Genomic DNA, 17,807 nt, shown 5'->3' on the forward strand with positions numbered 1-17,807 from the left:
TAACGTTTCAAAAAGTCCCTATGGCAGGAAGAAGAGGCAAAAAAGCCAAGTTTAAAAAATTTTTCATTCTGTTATTAAAATGGATTAGCGCTATCGTCCCCATCTGCGCATTTATTTATATCCTTTATTATTATAAACAATTCGACTTTTTAAAGGAAAAACCCGTAATTAAGTCCAAAACCGAAGTGATTGGTTCTGTTGATTCGACAGGAACATCCAATGCAGCCGAAGATGAAAGATTAAGATCACAGGTCAAGATTCTGGAAAATGAATGGCATGCAGTAGGAGGGATCGCCATTCACAGTATGTTGATCGAGAACAGCTCAAAAAAGACGATCAACAGCGTAGAAATAGAATTTAAATATCTCTCGGATACACAGGCCATTCTCACATCTAAAATCATCACAATTAAAAACCCGCTTCCACCTGGCAAGTCCACGAAAGTATCGGGCGTGAGTGTCGGATATGTCAACAATAGTGTGGTCGGTTGCGACACACGTGTCGTGAATGCGAGGCACTAGGAACTAAATTTGTGGATTGAATTCCTCAGTTATTAGCTGAATATCAAAATTTTAGCTGGTATAATTTTTTCGTAAATCATATCGGAAAACAAGTACCTGACTAACATTTGACCGTTATGACACAGCTAATCGAAAGTTTCTTTCATATTGCACCGTTTTTGTTCGCAGCAGTGCTATTTGGTGCAATCGCAAGTGGGATATGGCTTGTTGTTCAAGTCAAGAAATCCGGAAATCATCAGTCCTTTTCAATAAGTGACAGGCTCTTTATGAAGCGCAATGCTTCCAGAATGCGTAAAATGCAGCTTCGCTAGTATTCAGATATATATTTAACACACACATCTGAACAATTTAACACACATATTTTAATAAAAAACATCCCGGATGCAATGTATCCGGGATGTTCGATTTTACTCAACGTTATTGAAAACCTAGATCGGCTTCCAATAACAAATTTAATATAATCTTCACACAAAAACATTGCTTTTAAGACAAGAAATTATCTTTTTTCTTGAAGTCTCTCTTTTCTGGTATTCTGACGTCTTAATTGCATCTTTGCGTACGTTATGTACTCCGTACCTTTATTTAAGATGTAGCCGCTATGAATCCCGCAACAGAATCAAATTCCGAAGAACTTACTGATCCGCTAGCATCAGCTCAGTCCGAAGAAATACAAAATAAGCTTTCTCAGATTGCAGAAAAGTTGGAAACCGAGGAAAATATAGAAAAGCTCGCGCAGATTATGGAAGAGGAATGGAAAACGTCACAACCGGATGCAGGAGCCCCGGATCTGTCGTTTAAAAAATTCGAAGAAAAGCTGAAATCTTCTCAAAATCAGTAGCCGTACCAGTCTCCCCACCAGGCCTGCAATTTCTTACGCAATTCTTCTTCTCTTGCATTGTGGCCAGGTTCGAAAAACTTGCTTCCTTTCAGATCGTCTGGCAGGAAATTCTGTTTTACAAAGTTTCCTTCAAAATCGTGTGAATACTTATAATCTTTGCCATAACCGATCTGCTTCATCAATTTGGTGGGTGCATTTCGTAAATGCAGTGGTACAGGCAAATGCGCCGTGTTTTTAGCGGCCTCCATCGCATCACCAATCGCCATGTAACTTGCATTGCTTTTTGGTGAGGTTGCCAGGTAAATTGCCACCTGGGAAAGGATAATGCGGCATTCGGGGTAACCGATCACATTTACCGCCTGCATACACGCATTCGCCATAATTACTGCCGTTGGATTTGCATTGCCAATATCTTCAGACGCCATAATCAGCATTCTCCGGGCAATAAACGATGGGTCCTCGCCTGCGACGATCATCCGCGCCATCCAGTAAACAGCTGCATTGGGGTCGCTGCCACGGAGGGATTTGATGAATGCAGAAATGATATCATAATGCTGCTCGCCGGACTTGTCATAACGCGCGATGTTTTGTTGCGCCACCTCAGTAACCCATTCGTCGGTAATCTCGATTTTTTTTACATCACCTTTCCCCATTATCGCCAGTTCCAGCAGGTTGAGCAGCTTGCGCCCATCGCCGCCCGAAAGCCGCATAATGGCATCGTATGATTTGAACTTGATATTCTTCTCTTTCAGCCACTGATCTTTTTCCAATGCCCGGGAGATCAGGTTTTTCAATTCATTTTCTCCAAAAGCTTCGAGAATATAAACCTGGCAGCGGGACAAAAGCGCAGAGTTTACCTCAAATGAAGGATTTTCGGTGGTAGCGCCAATTAATGTAACCTGACCTTTTTCAACTGCGCCCAACAGGGAATCCTGCTGGCTTTTGTTGTAACGGTGAATCTCGTCGATAAACAAAATGGCTGGAAAAAGGCCTGACGGTCGGGCAAGTACTTCGCGTAAATCTTTTACGCCGGAACTAATGGCGCTGAGGTTGTAAAACTGCCTTTTCGTCGTTTCCGCGATCAGTAATGCAAGCGTGGTTTTCCCAACGCCGGGAGGCCCCCAGAAAATCATCGATGGAATGGTGTTTTGCAGAATTGCCCGGCGTAACGGGCCTTTTGGCCCCAATAACTTTTCCTGGCCCACAAAGTCGTCTAGCGTGCGTGGACGAAGGCGTTCAGCCAGGGGAGTCGTTATCGATGTCATTTTAATATCGTTTTGTTGATACTGTAAGTAACAAAAAAAGCGTGGCTAAGTTCGCCACGCTTTCTGCGTAAATTTTTGACCGGAGTGATTTTGATCAGAATGATCAGAACGTCAACCGATCCAATGTCATTTGTTTTTTCAGATTTCCTAATGCACCGAAAACCAGATTGTAAACGGATTGAATGTTGATTTTCATCAAATCCGCAATTTCATGGTTGTTCAGGTTCATGTAGAATTTCAGAAAAATGGCTTCACGCTGGCGACGTGGAAGTCCGTTGATCGCCACGTTGAGATGCTGGTTCGTAGACTCAAATTCTTCCTCAGAAATCAGGTGATTTTCGTGAGAAGGCGTGTTGATATGCCAGTATTCCACCGGAATATCCTCATTGCTGGTATGCTTTTGCTGCGCATTCAAATGGCGTACTAATTTTCTTTTGATTGACGCCATAAGATAAAACCGAACGGAAGTGGTGTCACCCAGCGTCATTCGGTTTCTCCAGAGTTCTACGAACAAGTCGTGAATGCAATCTTTAATCAGGGGCTTGTCGATGGTAAACTGCGAACAATACTGATAAAGAATGTGAACGTAAGAGCGGTACAGGCATGCATAAGCATTTTCATCGCCTTTTCTGAACTGATCCCAAAAACAGAGTTCTTCTTCTTGCTTGTAGCGTAGGTGAGCCATACGTTTGGAAAGGATTTTGATTGGGGTTAGGAATGGATGATAATAAGGGTCATTATTACACTTGTAAATATATTTAGAAAAAAACGTATTAAAAAAATATTTTCATCAGAAAATTATATTTCAAAAGTTAATCATGCAATTTCCTGATTTATGTAACTTATCGAACACTTAATGGTACAAAACCAAAGCTTCCGCCATCAAACAGACCTTTGTCGCTGAGTTTCAATGCTGGAATTACTAGTAATGCCATGAACGATAGGGTCATATACGGTGATTTTAAGGTTGACTTTAATTGCTCTTTTACAAAATGATCTATCGCAGTGTAGGTGCCAGCAAGTTCATATCCATCCGCGTCACTCATTAAACCTGCGATTGGCAACGGCAACAAATGCTTTTCCTCATTCCCAACTGCCGAAATGCCACCTTTTGACTTTATTATCAAATTTACCGCCGCTGCAATGCTTTCATCGTCTGCGCCCACCGCAATTACATGATGAGAATCGTGAGCAACGGAAGAAGCAATCGCACCAGATTTCAATCCAAAATTCCTGATAAATGCAATCGCCGGCTGCGCGTCTTCGTACCGGTTGATCACCACCAGTTTCAGAATATCCCTTTCAATATCCGGGACTAATAATCCATCTTTTAATGTGACCGTCAGTTGCAACTCATTTGTGATCAATTGACCTTCCAAGGCCTCTATTACCCTTACTGTTCCGCTAAAATCTTTTTCAGGTGCACATGAAAAGTCATTTGTTGTTTTTAGAGAGCAATTGAATTTGTTTGGATGGGAACTCCGAAGGTCGGGCAGCTTGGAAACGCCATTTTCTGCAACCAGTTCCCCATTAAGCCAAGTTTCAAGAATATTGAAATCAGTTGGATCGTCTATTTTTATAAAATCCGCTGCATCCCCAATTCTCAGCAAACCGACCGGCAGACTATAATGCAGTACCGGGTTTATGCAGGCGGCCAGCAAAATGTCCCAAAGATTGTATCCCAGATTTAAAGCTCGTTTTACAAGCACATTAATGTGGCCCTGCACCAGATTATCCGGATGCTTGTCATCGGAGCAAAACATGATCTGGTCGGGAAACTCCGCGATCAATGGAATCAATGCATTGAAATTCCTGGCGGCGCTTCCTTCCCGGATCAGGATTTTTACGCCATAACCGATCTTTTCTTTTGCTTCTTCATAAGTATAGCATTCGTGATCGGTGGTAATTCCGTTTCCGGCGTATTTTTTGGCATCTTCCCCCCGCAGCCCCGGCGCGTGACCGTCTATTACTTTACTATACTTTTTTGCCCAGGCAATTTTCGCCATCATATCCGGGTCTTCGTGCAGTACACCCGGGAAATTCATTACCTCGGCGAGGTAACCTATATCTTCCCTGGCAAGCAACTGGCCGATTTGTTCTGCATCGACGGTCGCGCCGGCTGTTTCAAATATCGTAGCCGGAACGCAGGAAGGTGCTCCGAAACAGAACTTAAATGGAGTCCTTTTTCCATCTTCGATCATAAACTCGACCCCAGGTACGCCGAGCACATTCGCGATTTCGTGCGGATCGGATACCGTCGCAACCGTTCCATGTACCACAGCCAGCCTGGCAAATTGTGTCGGCGTGAGCATGGAACTTTCAATATGTACGTGAGAATCGGTGAAGCCAGGCAGTATATATGGAAGTTCAGGATTTTCCGGGCCCAGATATTCGATGTTATGAATGCGGCTTTGCTCGATATGGAGATTGATCTCTGAAATGTCTTTCTTGAAAATATCAATAAGGTTAACCCTCATAATGCAGCCTGTAAGTTGGTCAAATGATTTGTGATCGGGAGCTTTTTGAATTCCTTCTGGTAATGCAAAGGACTTTTCCCGGTGTGGATTTTAAAATACTTATTGAAATTGGCGAAATTGTTGAAACCGCTCTCAAAACAGATCTGCGCGACAGATAATTGGGTTTCTGACAAAAGCTTGCAGGCATGACCAATCCGTAATTCCAGCAAAAACTGCGAATACGTTTTCCGGCTTCTGCTTTTAAAATACCGGCAAAAAGAATGCGGACTGATATTCGCCACCTCTGAAATTTCTTCAATGGAGATCTTCTTCTGAAAATTGCTGACCGAGTATTGATATATATGATTCAAGCGGTCCGTGTCAAACTGGTCGTACTCATATTGATAATGGCTATCGGAAAGTAGTTTTATTTCACCACAATGCGCCAGCGTATCCAGTATCTGCAGCAGTGAAATAATGGTGTTACCGCTGGTCTGGTCGAGCAAATCCTGCAAAAGTGCCTTGACTTTCGCAGTCCCGGATCCGGATATTTTCATTCCTAACCTGGCTTTTACGAGCAAGTCATTAATGCTTTTATTTTCGGGAAGTTCAAGAAACGGTTTCCCGAAAATATCTTCGGAAAAGTGGACAACCGTGGCCTGCGCATACAGATTGTTTTCGCGCTGAAAGTACTTTTCGTCGCACCGCCAGTAATGCGGCAGATTCGGGCCGATGAGGAGCAGGTCGCCGCTTTGGAAATTCTGTATATTGTCGCCTACGAACTGGGTCCCGGAGCCTTGTTCGATGTGAATCAGCTCTATTTCAGGATGATAGTGCCAGCGATTGTAGAAATAAAGAACCACATCACGCCGGATATGAAACGATTTCTGTAATCCTTTTGGAATTCTTAGAAGCTGCGGTTTCACAAATAATTACATTTATCTTTCATTACCGGGAAATTTATGCCAATATAGTTGAAAAATTTGCTACGATTGTGTTCTTTGATATTGAAATATTTATGTTGTTTTGTTGATAAGTTCCAATTGCCATTCACCATCTCAGATCTGTATTAATTTTTAAAAGCATGGCTTCACAGCTGTTAAAAGTCCATCCGTCAGATAATGTGATCGTTGCCTTGCGCGATATCCCTGCCGGAGTGGACGTTTCCCTCGACGACAGGCAGTATGCATTGCAATATGGCGTTTCCGCCAAGCATAAGTTTGTGACCGAAGATATCGAAACCGGTGGCGCTATTATCATGTATGGCGTTCTGGTGGGCCGGGCGACCCAGCCGATCAAAAAAGGCGAGCCGATCACAACTTTTAATCTCAAACACGACGCCCACGAATATAGTACTGCAAACCGTCAGCCTTATTCTTACAGGCAGCCGGATGTTACCAAATGGCAAAACCGGACTTTTAAAGGATATCATCGTCGCGACGGTAGGGTGGGTACTTACAATTACTGGCTCGTGGTCCCGCTGGTTTTTTGTGAAAACCGCAATATCCTCATCATGAAGGATGCTTTTGAGAGAGAGCTTGGTTATGCACAGACAGACATTTACAGAGAGCACGTAAGAGAATTTTTGCATTTATACCAGGCCGGCGATATTCGGAAGATCAAAAGTCTGGAAACTTTTGTGGAGACTCCGGTTGCATTTCACAAGCCAAACCGACCGTTTGCAAATGTCGATGGAGTGAAGTTCATCACACATGAAGGCGGCTGCGGAGGTACAAGAACCGACGCGAATACATTATGCTCGTTGTTCGCGGCGTATGCAGTTCATCCCAATGTGGCAGGAATTACGGTTTTAAGTCTTGGTTGCCAAAATTCCGAGTTAAAGACACTGGAAGACGAAATCAAAAAACGCGATCCGCATTTTGATAAACCGTTTTTTGCATTTGAACATCAGAAAGGGACCGAGTATTCGCTGATGGCGGGGGCGATTAAAGAAACATTTTTGGGTTTGACCAAAATTAACGAGTACGAAAGGTCGGATGCGCCTTTGTCCAAACTTTCTGTGGGGCTGAAATGCGGCGGATCAGACGGATTTTCAGGCATTTCTGCTAATCCCGTACTTGGACATCTCTCTGACCTGGTAGTGGGGCTGGGCGGACAAACGCTGCTGGCTGAATTTCCCGAATTGAATGGGGTGGAGCAGGAGTTGTTGAATCGGTGTGTTACTGCCGAAAAAGCTGCGAAATTCGAAAAGTTAATGCGCGACTACGCGGGTAAAGCCGAAGCAGTAGGTTCCGCATTTGCATTTAATCCTTCTCCGGGCAATATTAAAGACGGGCTGATCACGGATGCCATTAAATCCGCGGGAGCCGCTAAAAAAGGAGGTAATGCGTACATTTCAGACGTTTTGAACTACACAGAAAGAGCTACGGAGCCAGGGCTTCAACTGGTATGCACCCCAGGAAATGATGTGGAAGCCACCACCGGACAAACTGCCGCGGGAGCTAACATCATCCTTTTCACAACCGGACTCGGAACGCCGACCGGCAACCCCATTTGCCCCGTCGCGAAAGTAGCTACCAATACAACACTCGCCAACCGGATGCCGGATGTGATCGATTTCGACTGTGGCCCGGTGGTGGACGGAACACAAAGCATCGAACAGAATGCCGAAGCGTTATTGGAATACGTGATTAAAGTAGCGAGCGGCGAACTGACGAAAGCGCAGCAACTTGGTCAGGACGATTTTATTCCGTGGAAGCGGGGAGTTTCACTTTAGAAGTATAATCCGCCACTTGAAAGTGACGAGAATTGAAGTGAAAATTTTCCAATCAAAATGAATGCCACTGGCATTTCTATAAAATAAAAATTCAATTCCAGTCGGATTTAGCCGACTGATTGATCTGATAAAAAAAGAAAAAATATGTTTGATTTAAGTGGAAAAACGGCATTGGTTACCGGTGGAGCAAGTGGGATCGGACTTGCTATCTCCAAGACATTTGCAAAACAAGGCGCATTCGTTCACATTTTGGAGCTCAACCTGGATCTTGCCAATCAAATTGTAAATGAGATTGTTGCGGAAGGTGGAAAGGCGGAGGCGCACGGGATTGATATCTCGAAGCAAGCCGACGTAGTGAATACCGTTAATGCGATCGCGGCAAACGGGCCGATTCATATTTTGGTGAATAATGCCGGTATTGCGCACATTGGCAAAGCAGATACTACTTCGGAAATCGATTTTGACCGGGTGATCAATGTCAATATTAAAGGTGTTTACAACTGCCTGATGGCCACGATCCCGCATTTGAAATCCAATGGCGGCGGTGTAATCCTGAATATGGCATCGATCGCCGCGACCGTCGGTCTGCCGGACCGTTTTGCATATTCTACTACAAAAGGAGCCGTTTTCTCCATGACGTTGTCAGTGGCAAGAGATTATCTCGCAGACGGTATCAGATGTAACAGCATTTCTCCGGCAAGGGTACATACACCATTTGTAGATGGTTTTATCGCCAAAAATTACCCCGGTCAGGAAGAAGAAATGTTCGAAAAACTCTCCAAAACGCAACCGATAGGCAGAATGGCAAAACCGGAGGAAATCGGCGCATTAGCACTATATCTCTGTTCCGACGAAGCCGGCTTCATCACAGGATGCGATTATTTGATTGACGGCGGGTTTGAGAAGTTGAGCAATTGAAAGCTATTAGCTATTAGCTTTTAGCCGTTAGCTTTTAGCTTTTAGCTTTTCGTTTTTGACCAATTCTGCATTGAATATTGATTTTTAACATACCTAAAAAAGGCTAACAGCCAAAAGCTACTAGCCAACAGCTAAACATGAAACTTTTTCGATTTGGTGCTTTTGAACAAGAAAAACCGGGTGTTGAACTCACAGACGGTACAAAACTGGATGTAACTGCATTTGGTGAAGATTATAATGAGAAATTTTTTGCGACGGATGGACTTTCGCGTCTCACGGAATGGCTGACTGCTAATGCAACTTCCTGCCCGACTGTGGAAAGCGGTTTTCGTTATGGTTCCTGCATCGCACGTCCATCTAAGATCGTCTGTATCGGTATGAATTATGCCAAACATGCATACGAATCCGGAGCCACTGAACTTCCTAAAGAACCTATTATATTCTTCAAATCGACTTCTGCATTATGCGGGCCATTTGATCAGGTGATTATCCCGAGAGGTTCAGAGAAAACCGACTGGGAAGTGGAGCTGGCCGTGATTATTGGCAAAAAAGCGAGCTACGTTGAAGAAGCAAATGCGCTGGAATATGTGGCCGGTTATGCCGTTCATAATGATTATTCGGAACGTGCCTACCAACTGGAGCGTGGCGGACAATGGGTAAAAGGTAAAAGTAACGACACGTTTGCGCCGCTGGGGCCATTTTTGGTAACTTCAGATGAGGTAGGAAATGCAAATGACCTCGATTTATGGCTGACCTTGAATGGTAACAAAATCCAGGACAGCAATACCTCGGATATGATTTTTCAGATACCATTTCTTGTGAGTTACCTGAGCCAGTTTATGACATTGCTGCCAGGGGATGTGATCACGACAGGTACACCAGCCGGAGTTGGATTAGGCATGAAACCAAATGTGTACCTCAGACCGGGGGACGTCGTAGAATTGGGAATTGAGAAGTTGGGTAGCCAGAAGCAGGAGGCGGTGGCGTGGAGTAGGAGTCAGGTGTAGTGAGGGAATAGTCATTTGTAGTCACTGATTGTCATTAGGTCATTGATTGTTTTTAAAGATTATTTCCAAACAATCCCTAAAACAAACGACCACCAATGACAACAAATGACAACAAATGACAATGAATGACCACCAATGACAACTAGCAAAAACCCATGACAATAGATAGTCACCAGCATTTTTGGATCTTTGATGAAGAGCGGGATTCGTGGATCACGCCGGAAATGTCGGCAATACGGAAAAATTTCCTTCCGGAAGATTTGTTGCCAGTTCTGAAATCAAATAAAATCGATGGTTGTGTGGCAGTGCAGGCCTCTCAGACAGACTCAGAAACGGAGTTTTTGTTGCAATTGGCTGAGGCGAATGATTTTATAAAAGGTGTAGTAGGTTGGGTGGATTTACGTTCGCCCGACTTATATGACAAGTTGGAAAAGTACTCGCAATTCGAAAAGTTGAAAGGGTTTCGACACGTTGCACAGGGTCAGCCCGAGGGTTTTTTGTTAGAACCCGATTTCCTGAAAGGAGTAGGCCAGCTGGTTGCATTTGATTTTACATATGACATTCTGATCTACCATAATCAGCTGAAAGAAGCTTTCAATTTTGCGGTAAGACTTCCGAATGTAAAGTTTGTGCTGGACCATATTGCAAAACCGTCGATCAAAAACGGTGAAATCGTGACCTGGGCAAATGATATGAGGCTGCTCGCGGAATTGCCGAATGTGCAATGCAAGGTGTCGGGAATGGTAACTGAGGCTGATTGGCAGAATTGGGAAAGAGCCGATTTTCGTCCGTATCTCGATGTGGTTTTTGAGGCTTTTGGGGCCGACCGTCTAATGTTCGGTTCCGATTGGCCGGTTTGCCTGGTAGCGGCTGAGTATGAAGGTGCAAAAGGCATTTTAACGGATTACCTGGGCATGTTTTCGGACTCGGAACATCAACGGGTGATGGGGAAGAACGCTGCCGATTTTTATAATCTGGACATATAGTTTTTTGATATGAAAAAATATTGTCTTGCCGTGGATTTGGTCGATGATCCGAAAATGATCGAAGAATACGAGGGTTACCATAAACAAATCAGGCCGGAAATTGAAGGGAGTATCAAAGAGGCAGGTATAACTCAAATGGAGATTTACCGGCTGGGCGACCGACTTTTTATGATCATGGAAACAGAAGATGATTTCAGTTTTGATGAAAAAGCAGCCATGGACGCATCCAATCCGAAAGTCCAGGAATGGGAGCAGCTTATGTGGAAATACCAGAAAGCATTACCATCAGCAAAGCCCGGAGAAAAGTGGGTTTTGATGAACAAAATATTTGCCCTCAGAGATTAAGAATGGAATTTTTGAACTAGCACTTCATCAGATTGGTCAGAGGAGTTTATTTATTGTTGATTTTACTGGTCTCATGTACTTTACTCGCGTCGCAGCCCAGACGCGCCGTGGAAATTAAAGTAATGAGCTTCAATATCCGGCATGGCCTTAATCTGAATGACGAGCCGAATCTGAGGGATATTTTAAAGATTATCGATGAAAATAAGCCTGATTTGATCGCATTGCAGGCCGTAGACAGTCTTATAGATAAAGGGAAGGTTCAGTTTCAACTCAGACAGATTGCCGCGCAGACTGGGATGGATTACCTATACGGTGTCGCTGATAAGTCAGAAAATGGTTCGCAGGGGGTGGGCATATTGTCGACCTGGCCATTTGAGAAAACGCAGGTAATCGATCTTCCGAAGACAGCTGGCTCTGACCCGAAAGTACTTTTATGCGGATTAGTAAAACCGGCCCGTGGGTTGACACTCCGTTTTTGTAATTCGAGACTGGAATATGCATCAGTGATGGATCGGGCGTTGCAGGCGGCATATATCAATCAAATGCTCGTAAATAGTGTTCAACCTGTGCTGATTGGAATGGATATGGGCGCGCGACCGAATGAGCAGCCTTATTTTTCATTTCGTAAAAACTGGCAGGATGCGGCCCAGGGATCTCAGTTGCAGACCTGGAATGAAGGTTTACCGGGCGACCGGCTCGATTATATTTTTGCTTTGCTTAACAGCAGGGTACGCGTCAAAAACTACAAGGTTATCCGAAATTATCCCCGGGTTTCCGACCATTATCCTATCCTTGCGACCATTGAATTTTGGTAAAAATGAATTACTCAGCCCTTAAAATCGGATTATTTATACCCTGTTACGTAGACCAGTTTTACCCGCAAGTGGGAATCGCGACGCTGGAACTGCTTGAAAAACTGGGTTGTACGGTTACTTTTCCATTAAGCCAGACTTGCTGCGGCCAGCCGATGGCGAATTCGGGTTTTGCCCATTTAACCACTCCCTGCGATAATCTTTTTTATGATCAGTTTGCCACCTGCGATTACGTGGTTTCGCCGTCGGGGAGTTGCGTGCTGCATATTAAGGAACATTTGAAGGCGGAAGACCGGGCGGATGAGTCGAAGGTGTTGAGAAAAAAAGTTTATGAACTGGTCGAATTCATTACTGATGTTTTGAAAATAGATCGTATCGAGGCGGAATTTCCGTATCGGGTTGGGTTACACCAGGGTTGTCATGGACAGCGTGGGCTGCATCTTTCGCAAATGTCGGAGCTGAATGCGGCGCCTTTTTCAAAACCTGTGACCTTATTGAAAAAGGTGAAAGGACTGGAACTGGTCGACCTGGACCGGACGGACGAATGCTGCGGTTTCGGCGGGACGTTTTGTGTGAGTGAGGAAGCCGTTTCCGTGAAGATGGGGAAAGACCGCGTCGCAGACCACATCCGGCACAATGCGGAATTTATTACGGGCTCGGATATGAGCTGTCTGATGCATTTAGGGGGGATCTTACAAAGAAATAACTCCAATGTGCAGATCAAACACATTGCGGAGATTTTGAATAGTGCGGTAAAAAAGCAAATACCGGTACCCATTTGAGTGAGCACCGGCATTTTTACAAAGTTTCGGAAGGCTTGCCACGGAGGCCGCACCTCGCTGGCACAGAATCTGAGAAGAGCCTCGTGTTAGTTGATCGAAGAAACAACGCGGCTGGTTGTAGTCAGGATATCAAACGATTGAGTTGCTTTCTCTTTACCATCCGTGATCTCGAAGGTATATGTACCGTCAACCAGAGTCGATAAATCGAAGTATTTCAAATAGTTGGTCTCAACGCGTCTGTTTTCCGTGTACAGAACATTTTTGTCTGTATCCAAAATGCGTACTACCAGATTTTTTGCAACCGGGTTATTGTATGAAAGTCTGAATTGCATCGGTTTAATCTGCAAAACGTTAAGCTTTGATGAAGCTGTTTCAAGTTGCGTTGCAGAAGCATTGGTGTCCTGAGCATTGACTGTGAATGTCGAACCAGAGAATAAAAGGCCAGTTAAGGCAGCGATAATAAGCGTGTTTTTTGTTTTCATAGGAGTAAAAATTTTAATTGTGTCTAAAAAAAGTTAAATCTGAACTTGTTTCAGACTCCGGTTACCCGAGCGAAAAACTTTGTGATTCAAAAGTATAAGATATTGCATTACAATAAAATAGCTTTTTTACTGATTTTGAAAAGTTGTTTATTAAATAAATTGTAAACATGGAATAATGCAATGAATGTGAAAAGTGCAATTCTTATTCTTCAAAAAATACTATTAAGAAATTGTTAAGATAACTATGTCCAAGGCAATGATTGATCACGCAGAAGCGTCAGAAGTCTTCAATAGGGATGAGCCGTACGTAAATTGGCATGATGAAACCTTATGGTTCGTCCGTCAGAAACGGGACAAATCTTCCAAATTGCTACCGGAATGGGAGCAGCTCCGGGAAGTGGCTTCCGGAATAAAGAGTCATGTGCTCTCGAATATGGACGAGTTGCTGGTCCAATTTGAACAAAATGCAAAAGAGAATGGGGTTCATGTGCACTGGGCAGCCGACGCCGCCGAACACAACGAAATTGTCCTGAATCTTTTGAAACAATATAACATCAACAAAATGGTCAAAAGCAAGTCTATGCTGACGGAAGAATGTCACATGAATGAGTTTTTGATCAAAAATGGCATTGATGTGATCGATACCGATCTCGGTGAACGGATTGTTCAGTTGAGGAACGAGCCGCCAAGTCACATCGTACTTCCCGCGATCCATTTAAAGAAGAAAGATATCGGTGACCTGTTTCATATACATCTTGGAACAGAAGCCGGCGCCACCGATCCGCAATATCTGACCGAAGCCGCCCGCCAGCATTTGAGAGACAAATTCCTGACCAGGCGGGCCGCATTGACCGGCGTAAACTTCGCGATCGCAGAAACGGGTGGTTTCGTAGTTTCCACAAATGAAGGAAATGCAGACATGGGCGCGCACCTGGCGGACCTTCACATTGCAAGTATGGGATTTGAGAAAATCATTCCGAAACAGGAGCACCTGGGTGTTTTTCTTAGATTACTGGCGAGAAGTGCAACCGGCCAGCCGATCACAACGTATAGTAGCCATTTTAAAAAACCACGCGATGGCCAGCAAATGCACATTATCATCGTGGATAACGGACGTACTACCCAGCTTGGCCGCGCCGATTTTCGAAATTCGCTGAAATGCATTCGCTGTGGCGCATGTATGAATACGTGTCCGGTTTACAGAAGAAGCGGGGGACACAGTTACCATAATGCGGTCGCCGGGCCGATCGGCTCCATTCTGGCCCCCAACCTGGATATGACCAAGTACGCCGACCTGCCTTTTGCGAGTACATTATGCGGAAGTTGCTCCAATGTGTGCCCGGTTAAAATCGATATCCACGATCAGTTGTATAAATGGCGGCAGGTACTTGCAAAAGGCGGCCATGTTCCTGCCTCAAAAGGCATTGGCGTAAAAGCGATGTCCATTGTGCTCTCGCAGCCACGGTTTTATCAATGGTCGGGCAGGCTGGGGAGGTCGGTGATGCGGGCAATTCCATTTGTAGTAAATAACAGTTTGAATCCCTGGTACAAGCAACGCGAAATGCCTGAACCTCCGAAGGAAAGTTTCAGGGACTGGTATATCCGTAACCGAAAAGAATAGGTATGAGCTCACGAGATAATATGTTGAAGCTGATCAGGCAGAATAAGCCTGATCATGTGGCTTTGCCGCCGGTAATCCGTTTTGATAGTCTTTTTGAAAACACGGAAGAGAAGTTCCGGGAAACCCTGGCTGCCATTTATACCGAGGTGTTTCCGGTAAAAAATATGGATGAGCTCGCAGCCAAAGCAAGCGAGCTTTTCGCAGGAGTTGTAAACCGGGCTACCACAATTCCGGAACTAGGCAGCTGGGCCGATTTTAGCCTCAATGTCTCGGATCCCCATGAACTGGAAACGGTTGAAATCGCGATTTTAAAAGCGGAATTTGGGGTAGCAGAGAACGGGGCTGTCTGGATTTCGGAGAAGTACCTGCCGCACCGCGCATTGCCTTTTATTACACAAAACCTTGCATTTGTAATCCCAAGAAACGCGCTCGTTGACAATATGCACGATGCGTATGAGCGTCTGCAGGATACTACTGGCTGGGGATGTTTCATTGCAGGGCCTTCAAAAACCGCTGATATCGAACAATCTCTTGTGATTGGCGCTCATGGAGCGCGGAGTATGGTGATTTTTTTGATAGAGGAGATGTGAGTTGGTTATATGGATAAGCTGGTTTCCTTAAAGCCGTTTTCAAGTGAAATGGCGTCGCCGCTGGCCCGGTTAGCTAACAACATTAAGATCGTTTCACAGGTGAGGGATAACTTCCCGCATCCCTATTCCATTTCGGACGCGCATTATTGGATTGATTTTTGTACCGGAAGGCAGAAGGAAGGAAATTTCCATCGGGCAATTTTTTGGGATGATGAATTTGTGGGCGGCATAGGTGTTTTACGCGGGGAGGATATTCATCGGAATAATGCTGAAATCGGTTACTGGCTTGGCGAACCTTACTGGGGCAGGCAGATCATGACTGAGGCGGTGAAGCAAATGACGGGTTGGGTTTTTGAGAATACAAGCATTACCCGACTTTTTGCCGGGGTTTTTGAAACAAACCTCGCTTCCATGCGGGTTCTGGAAAAAGCGGGCTACCATCTGGAAGCCATTCACCGAAAGGCAATTATCAAAAACGGAAAAGTACTCGACGAACATTTGTTCGTAAAGCTGGTTAATTAATAATACGGCCTCATTTAAAAAGTTACCTCTAAAAACCTTCCCGCGCATTCTTTCTTCTATTTTTGCAAAGTTCACATAACGATTTAGTCAGTGATGATGCCCGAGTATCATTTAAATGACGTTCTCACGATATGCCTAAAATAATTGTTGCGATCGATGGTTATTCCAGCTGCGGAAAAAGCACAACAGCCAAACTGGTTGCAAAGCAATTGAACTATCCCTACATCGATACCGGCGCCATGTACCGCGCAGTTACCTTACATTTTATTCAAAATCACATCAGCCTGACCAATCAAAAAGAGATTGAAACAGCATTGAACAACATTCAGATCACATTCCGCCGCCACGGTGAAAAGGGGCGAAACGATACTTTTCTCAATGGGTTAAATGTTGAAGACGAGATCCGTAAAATGTATGTTTCCGAGCGTGTCAGCGATGTAAGTGCGATTGCGGATGTACGGCATGCATTAGTGGCGCAGCAGCAGCGAATGGGGAGGACCAAAGGCATTGTAATGGATGGCCGGGATATCGGAACGGTCGTTTTTCCGGAAGCCGAATTGAAGATTTTCATGACAGCTGACCCGCTTATCCGCGCGCAGCGACGACAGATTGAATTAATGGAAAAGGGTGAAATTATAGGGATCGAAGAGATTTCGGAAAACCTCAAAACCAGGGATTATATTGATACCCATCGTGCAGAAAGTCCTTTAAGACAGGCAGAAGACGCCATTTATATTGATAATTCCATGATGACGCTCGATGAGCAGGTCGAACTCGTGGTGAGGCTTGCGGATAAGCAAATAGCTCTGGCGCACCGCCGGAAAAAGGAGCAGGCGCAACATGGCTAAAACAGATTACGATTATCTCATCGTTGGACAAGGCATAGCGGGAACTTCCCTGGGAATGCATTTGGTTGAGGCTGGCAAAAGCTTTCAAATTATAGGTGACTCTTCACTTCCATCTTCTTCAAAGGTTGCAGCAGGAATTTTCAATCCATTAACGGGGAAAAAACTCGTAAAAACCTGGCTGGCGGATGACCTCTTTCCATATGCCAGGAATTTTTATTCGACCCTTGAAAAGAAGTTTTCATGCCAGCTCGTGCATGAAATGCCGATTTACCGGCCATTCAGATCCATCGAAGAACAAAATACCTATTTGGCCCAAACGGCGGATCCGAAAATCGCACCCTATATTTCACAAAATGAGGTCCCGGCTGACGTTTCGGATTACATTCATGCCGGGCATGGTGGAATCGAGGTGATTCAGGCGGGATGGATTGATCTACCAAAACTGCTTGTCGAAAGCAGGCGTTTTTTCTCCGAAAATAACCAGTTTGTGGAGGCCCGGTTTTATATGGATGATGTACGGATCTCAGAGTTCGGCGTGATCTGGAACAATAAAATTTTTAGCAAAATCATTTTCTGTCAGGGCTTTATGGCTTTGGAAAATCAGCTTTTCGACTGGCTGCCATTTACTCCGGTGAAAGGGCAAATCCTTAAAGTCTCCACCGAAACGCATTTAAAACCCTACATTATCAATCAGGGAATTTTTATGCTTCCCGATTCGGAGTCCACCATGCGGGTAGGGGCAACCTATTCCTGGGACCCGCTGGACTGGGAGCCGACCCAGGAAGCGACGGAAGAGCTGGATGGCAAGCTGAGGTCGATTTTTAAATGCAAGTACACGATTAAGACGGGCATCGCAGGGATCAGACCTTCCGTAAAAGACCGGCGACCATTGATCGGGTTACATCCAAAGCATCGTAATGTAGGAATTTTCAATGGGTTAGGAACAAAAGGCGTAACACTTGCACCATTTTTTGCAAATCAGTTCGTTGGACATTTGGAAAGCGGTAAAGAATTGAATCCGGCAGTTAATATTGACAGGTATTTTTCGTTATATTTCCGTTGAAGTCAGCCTTTGCA

General features: G+C 44.6%; 19 protein-coding genes. 14 read left to right on the forward strand and 5 right to left on the reverse strand.

Features of this window, described 5'->3' with window-relative positions; translation table 11 throughout:
* Together LZG72_RS27475 and LZG72_RS27480 are read left to right on the forward strand one after the other, a co-directional pair.
* Window positions 1-521, forward strand: a 521-nt coding sequence (locus LZG72_RS27475; RefSeq protein ID WP_233878362.1) for a hypothetical protein, incomplete at its 5' end; no start/stop codon positions are given.
* A gap of 598 nt (window positions 522-1,119) precedes the next feature.
* Window positions 1,120-1,359, forward strand: coding sequence for a hypothetical protein (locus tag LZG72_RS27480; RefSeq protein WP_233878363.1), 240 nt, complete (start codon window positions 1,120-1,122; stop codon window positions 1,357-1,359).
* Here the strand turns inward: LZG72_RS27480 and LZG72_RS27485 are convergent.
* The 4 genes from LZG72_RS27485 to LZG72_RS29380 form a co-directional block, all read right to left on the reverse strand.
* Window positions 1,353-2,624, reverse strand: coding sequence for a replication-associated recombination protein A (locus tag LZG72_RS27485; protein WP_233878364.1), 1,272 nt, complete (start codon window positions 2,622-2,624; stop codon window positions 1,353-1,355). The genes LZG72_RS27480 and LZG72_RS27485 overlap by 7 nt on opposite strands.
* A 103-nt stretch (window positions 2,625-2,727) precedes the next feature.
* Window positions 2,728-3,309, reverse strand: a complete 582-nt coding sequence (locus tag LZG72_RS27490) for an RNA polymerase sigma factor (protein WP_015815162.1) — start codon at window positions 3,307-3,309, stop codon at window positions 2,728-2,730.
* Between the two features lie 157 nt (window positions 3,310-3,466).
* A complete protein-coding gene (gene ade, locus LZG72_RS27495) occupies window positions 3,467-5,101 on the reverse strand; it encodes an adenine deaminase (protein WP_233878365.1) in 1,635 nt (544 codons plus the stop codon).
* The gene (locus tag LZG72_RS29380) at window positions 5,098-6,006 is read right to left on the reverse strand and encodes an AraC family transcriptional regulator (RefSeq protein WP_233878366.1); all 909 of its coding nucleotides are present in this window, start codon (window positions 6,004-6,006) and stop codon (window positions 5,098-5,100) included. The genes ade and LZG72_RS29380 overlap by 4 nt, the downstream gene beginning before the upstream one ends.
* A gap of 158 nt (window positions 6,007-6,164) precedes the next feature.
* Here LZG72_RS29380 and LZG72_RS27505 point away from each other — a divergent pair, with 158 nt between their 5' ends.
* The 7 genes from LZG72_RS27505 (at window position 6,165) to LZG72_RS27535 (ending at window position 12,667) form a co-directional block, all read left to right on the forward strand.
* Complete coding sequence (locus tag LZG72_RS27505) at window positions 6,165-7,817, forward strand: UxaA family hydrolase (RefSeq protein WP_233878367.1); 1,653 nt, start codon at window positions 6,165-6,167, stop codon at window positions 7,815-7,817.
* 144 nt (window positions 7,818-7,961) lie between these two features.
* Complete coding sequence (locus tag LZG72_RS27510; protein WP_233878368.1) at window positions 7,962-8,735, forward strand: SDR family NAD(P)-dependent oxidoreductase; 774 nt, start codon at window positions 7,962-7,964, stop codon at window positions 8,733-8,735.
* Between the two features lie 137 nt (window positions 8,736-8,872).
* Window positions 8,873-9,742 carry a fumarylacetoacetate hydrolase family protein gene (locus LZG72_RS27515; RefSeq protein WP_233878369.1) on the forward strand — a complete coding sequence of 290 codons (870 nt, stop codon included), beginning with the start codon at window positions 8,873-8,875 and terminating at the stop codon, window positions 9,740-9,742.
* A 155-nt stretch (window positions 9,743-9,897) separates the two neighbouring features.
* Complete coding sequence (locus LZG72_RS27520) at window positions 9,898-10,728, forward strand: amidohydrolase (RefSeq protein ID WP_233878370.1); 831 nt, start codon at window positions 9,898-9,900, stop codon at window positions 10,726-10,728.
* Between the two features lie 9 nt (window positions 10,729-10,737).
* Window positions 10,738-11,073, forward strand: coding sequence for an L-rhamnose mutarotase (locus tag LZG72_RS27525; RefSeq protein ID WP_233878371.1), 336 nt, complete (start codon window positions 10,738-10,740; stop codon window positions 11,071-11,073).
* A 122-nt stretch (window positions 11,074-11,195) separates the two neighbouring features.
* Window positions 11,196-11,888, forward strand: coding sequence for an endonuclease/exonuclease/phosphatase family protein (locus LZG72_RS27530; protein WP_233878372.1), 693 nt, complete (start codon window positions 11,196-11,198; stop codon window positions 11,886-11,888).
* 2 nt (window positions 11,889-11,890) lie between these two features.
* A complete protein-coding gene (locus LZG72_RS27535; RefSeq protein ID WP_233878373.1) occupies window positions 11,891-12,667 on the forward strand; it encodes a (Fe-S)-binding protein in 777 nt (258 codons plus the stop codon).
* 86 nt (window positions 12,668-12,753) lie between these two features.
* Here the strand turns inward: LZG72_RS27535 and LZG72_RS27540 are convergent, their stop codons facing one another.
* Window positions 12,754-13,149, reverse strand: a complete 396-nt coding sequence (locus LZG72_RS27540; RefSeq protein WP_233878374.1) for a hypothetical protein — start codon at window positions 13,147-13,149, stop codon at window positions 12,754-12,756.
* Between the two features lie 244 nt (window positions 13,150-13,393).
* On the opposite strand from LZG72_RS27540, the gene LZG72_RS27545 reads away from it, so the two are divergent.
* The 5 genes from LZG72_RS27545 to LZG72_RS27565 all read left to right on the forward strand — a co-directional run bounded on the left by LZG72_RS27545 (window position 13,394) and on the right by LZG72_RS27565 (window position 17,793).
* On the forward strand, window positions 13,394-14,770 hold the full coding sequence (locus tag LZG72_RS27545; RefSeq protein ID WP_233878375.1) for a lactate utilization protein B: 1,377 nt from the start codon (window positions 13,394-13,396) through the stop codon (window positions 14,768-14,770).
* A 2-nt stretch (window positions 14,771-14,772) separates the two neighbouring features.
* Window positions 14,773-15,360 carry an LUD domain-containing protein gene (locus LZG72_RS27550; protein ID WP_233878376.1) on the forward strand — a complete coding sequence of 196 codons (588 nt, stop codon included), beginning with the start codon at window positions 14,773-14,775 and terminating at the stop codon, window positions 15,358-15,360.
* Between the two features lie 9 nt (window positions 15,361-15,369).
* The gene (locus tag LZG72_RS27555) at window positions 15,370-15,882 is read left to right on the forward strand and encodes a GNAT family N-acetyltransferase (RefSeq protein WP_233878377.1); all 513 of its coding nucleotides are present in this window, start codon (window positions 15,370-15,372) and stop codon (window positions 15,880-15,882) included.
* A 131-nt stretch (window positions 15,883-16,013) separates the two neighbouring features.
* The gene (gene cmk, locus LZG72_RS27560) at window positions 16,014-16,730 is read left to right on the forward strand and encodes a (d)CMP kinase (protein ID WP_233878378.1); all 717 of its coding nucleotides are present in this window, start codon (window positions 16,014-16,016) and stop codon (window positions 16,728-16,730) included.
* Window positions 16,723-17,793, forward strand: coding sequence for an FAD-binding oxidoreductase (locus LZG72_RS27565; RefSeq protein ID WP_233878379.1), 1,071 nt, complete (start codon window positions 16,723-16,725; stop codon window positions 17,791-17,793). Before cmk ends, LZG72_RS27565 begins: the two co-directional genes overlap by 8 nt.
* Window positions 17,794-17,807 lie beyond the last annotated feature (14 nt).

The sequence above is a fragment of the Dyadobacter sp. CY323 genome (genome assembly GCF_021390245.1).
GTDB lineage: Bacteria > Bacteroidota > Bacteroidia > Cytophagales > Spirosomataceae > Dyadobacter.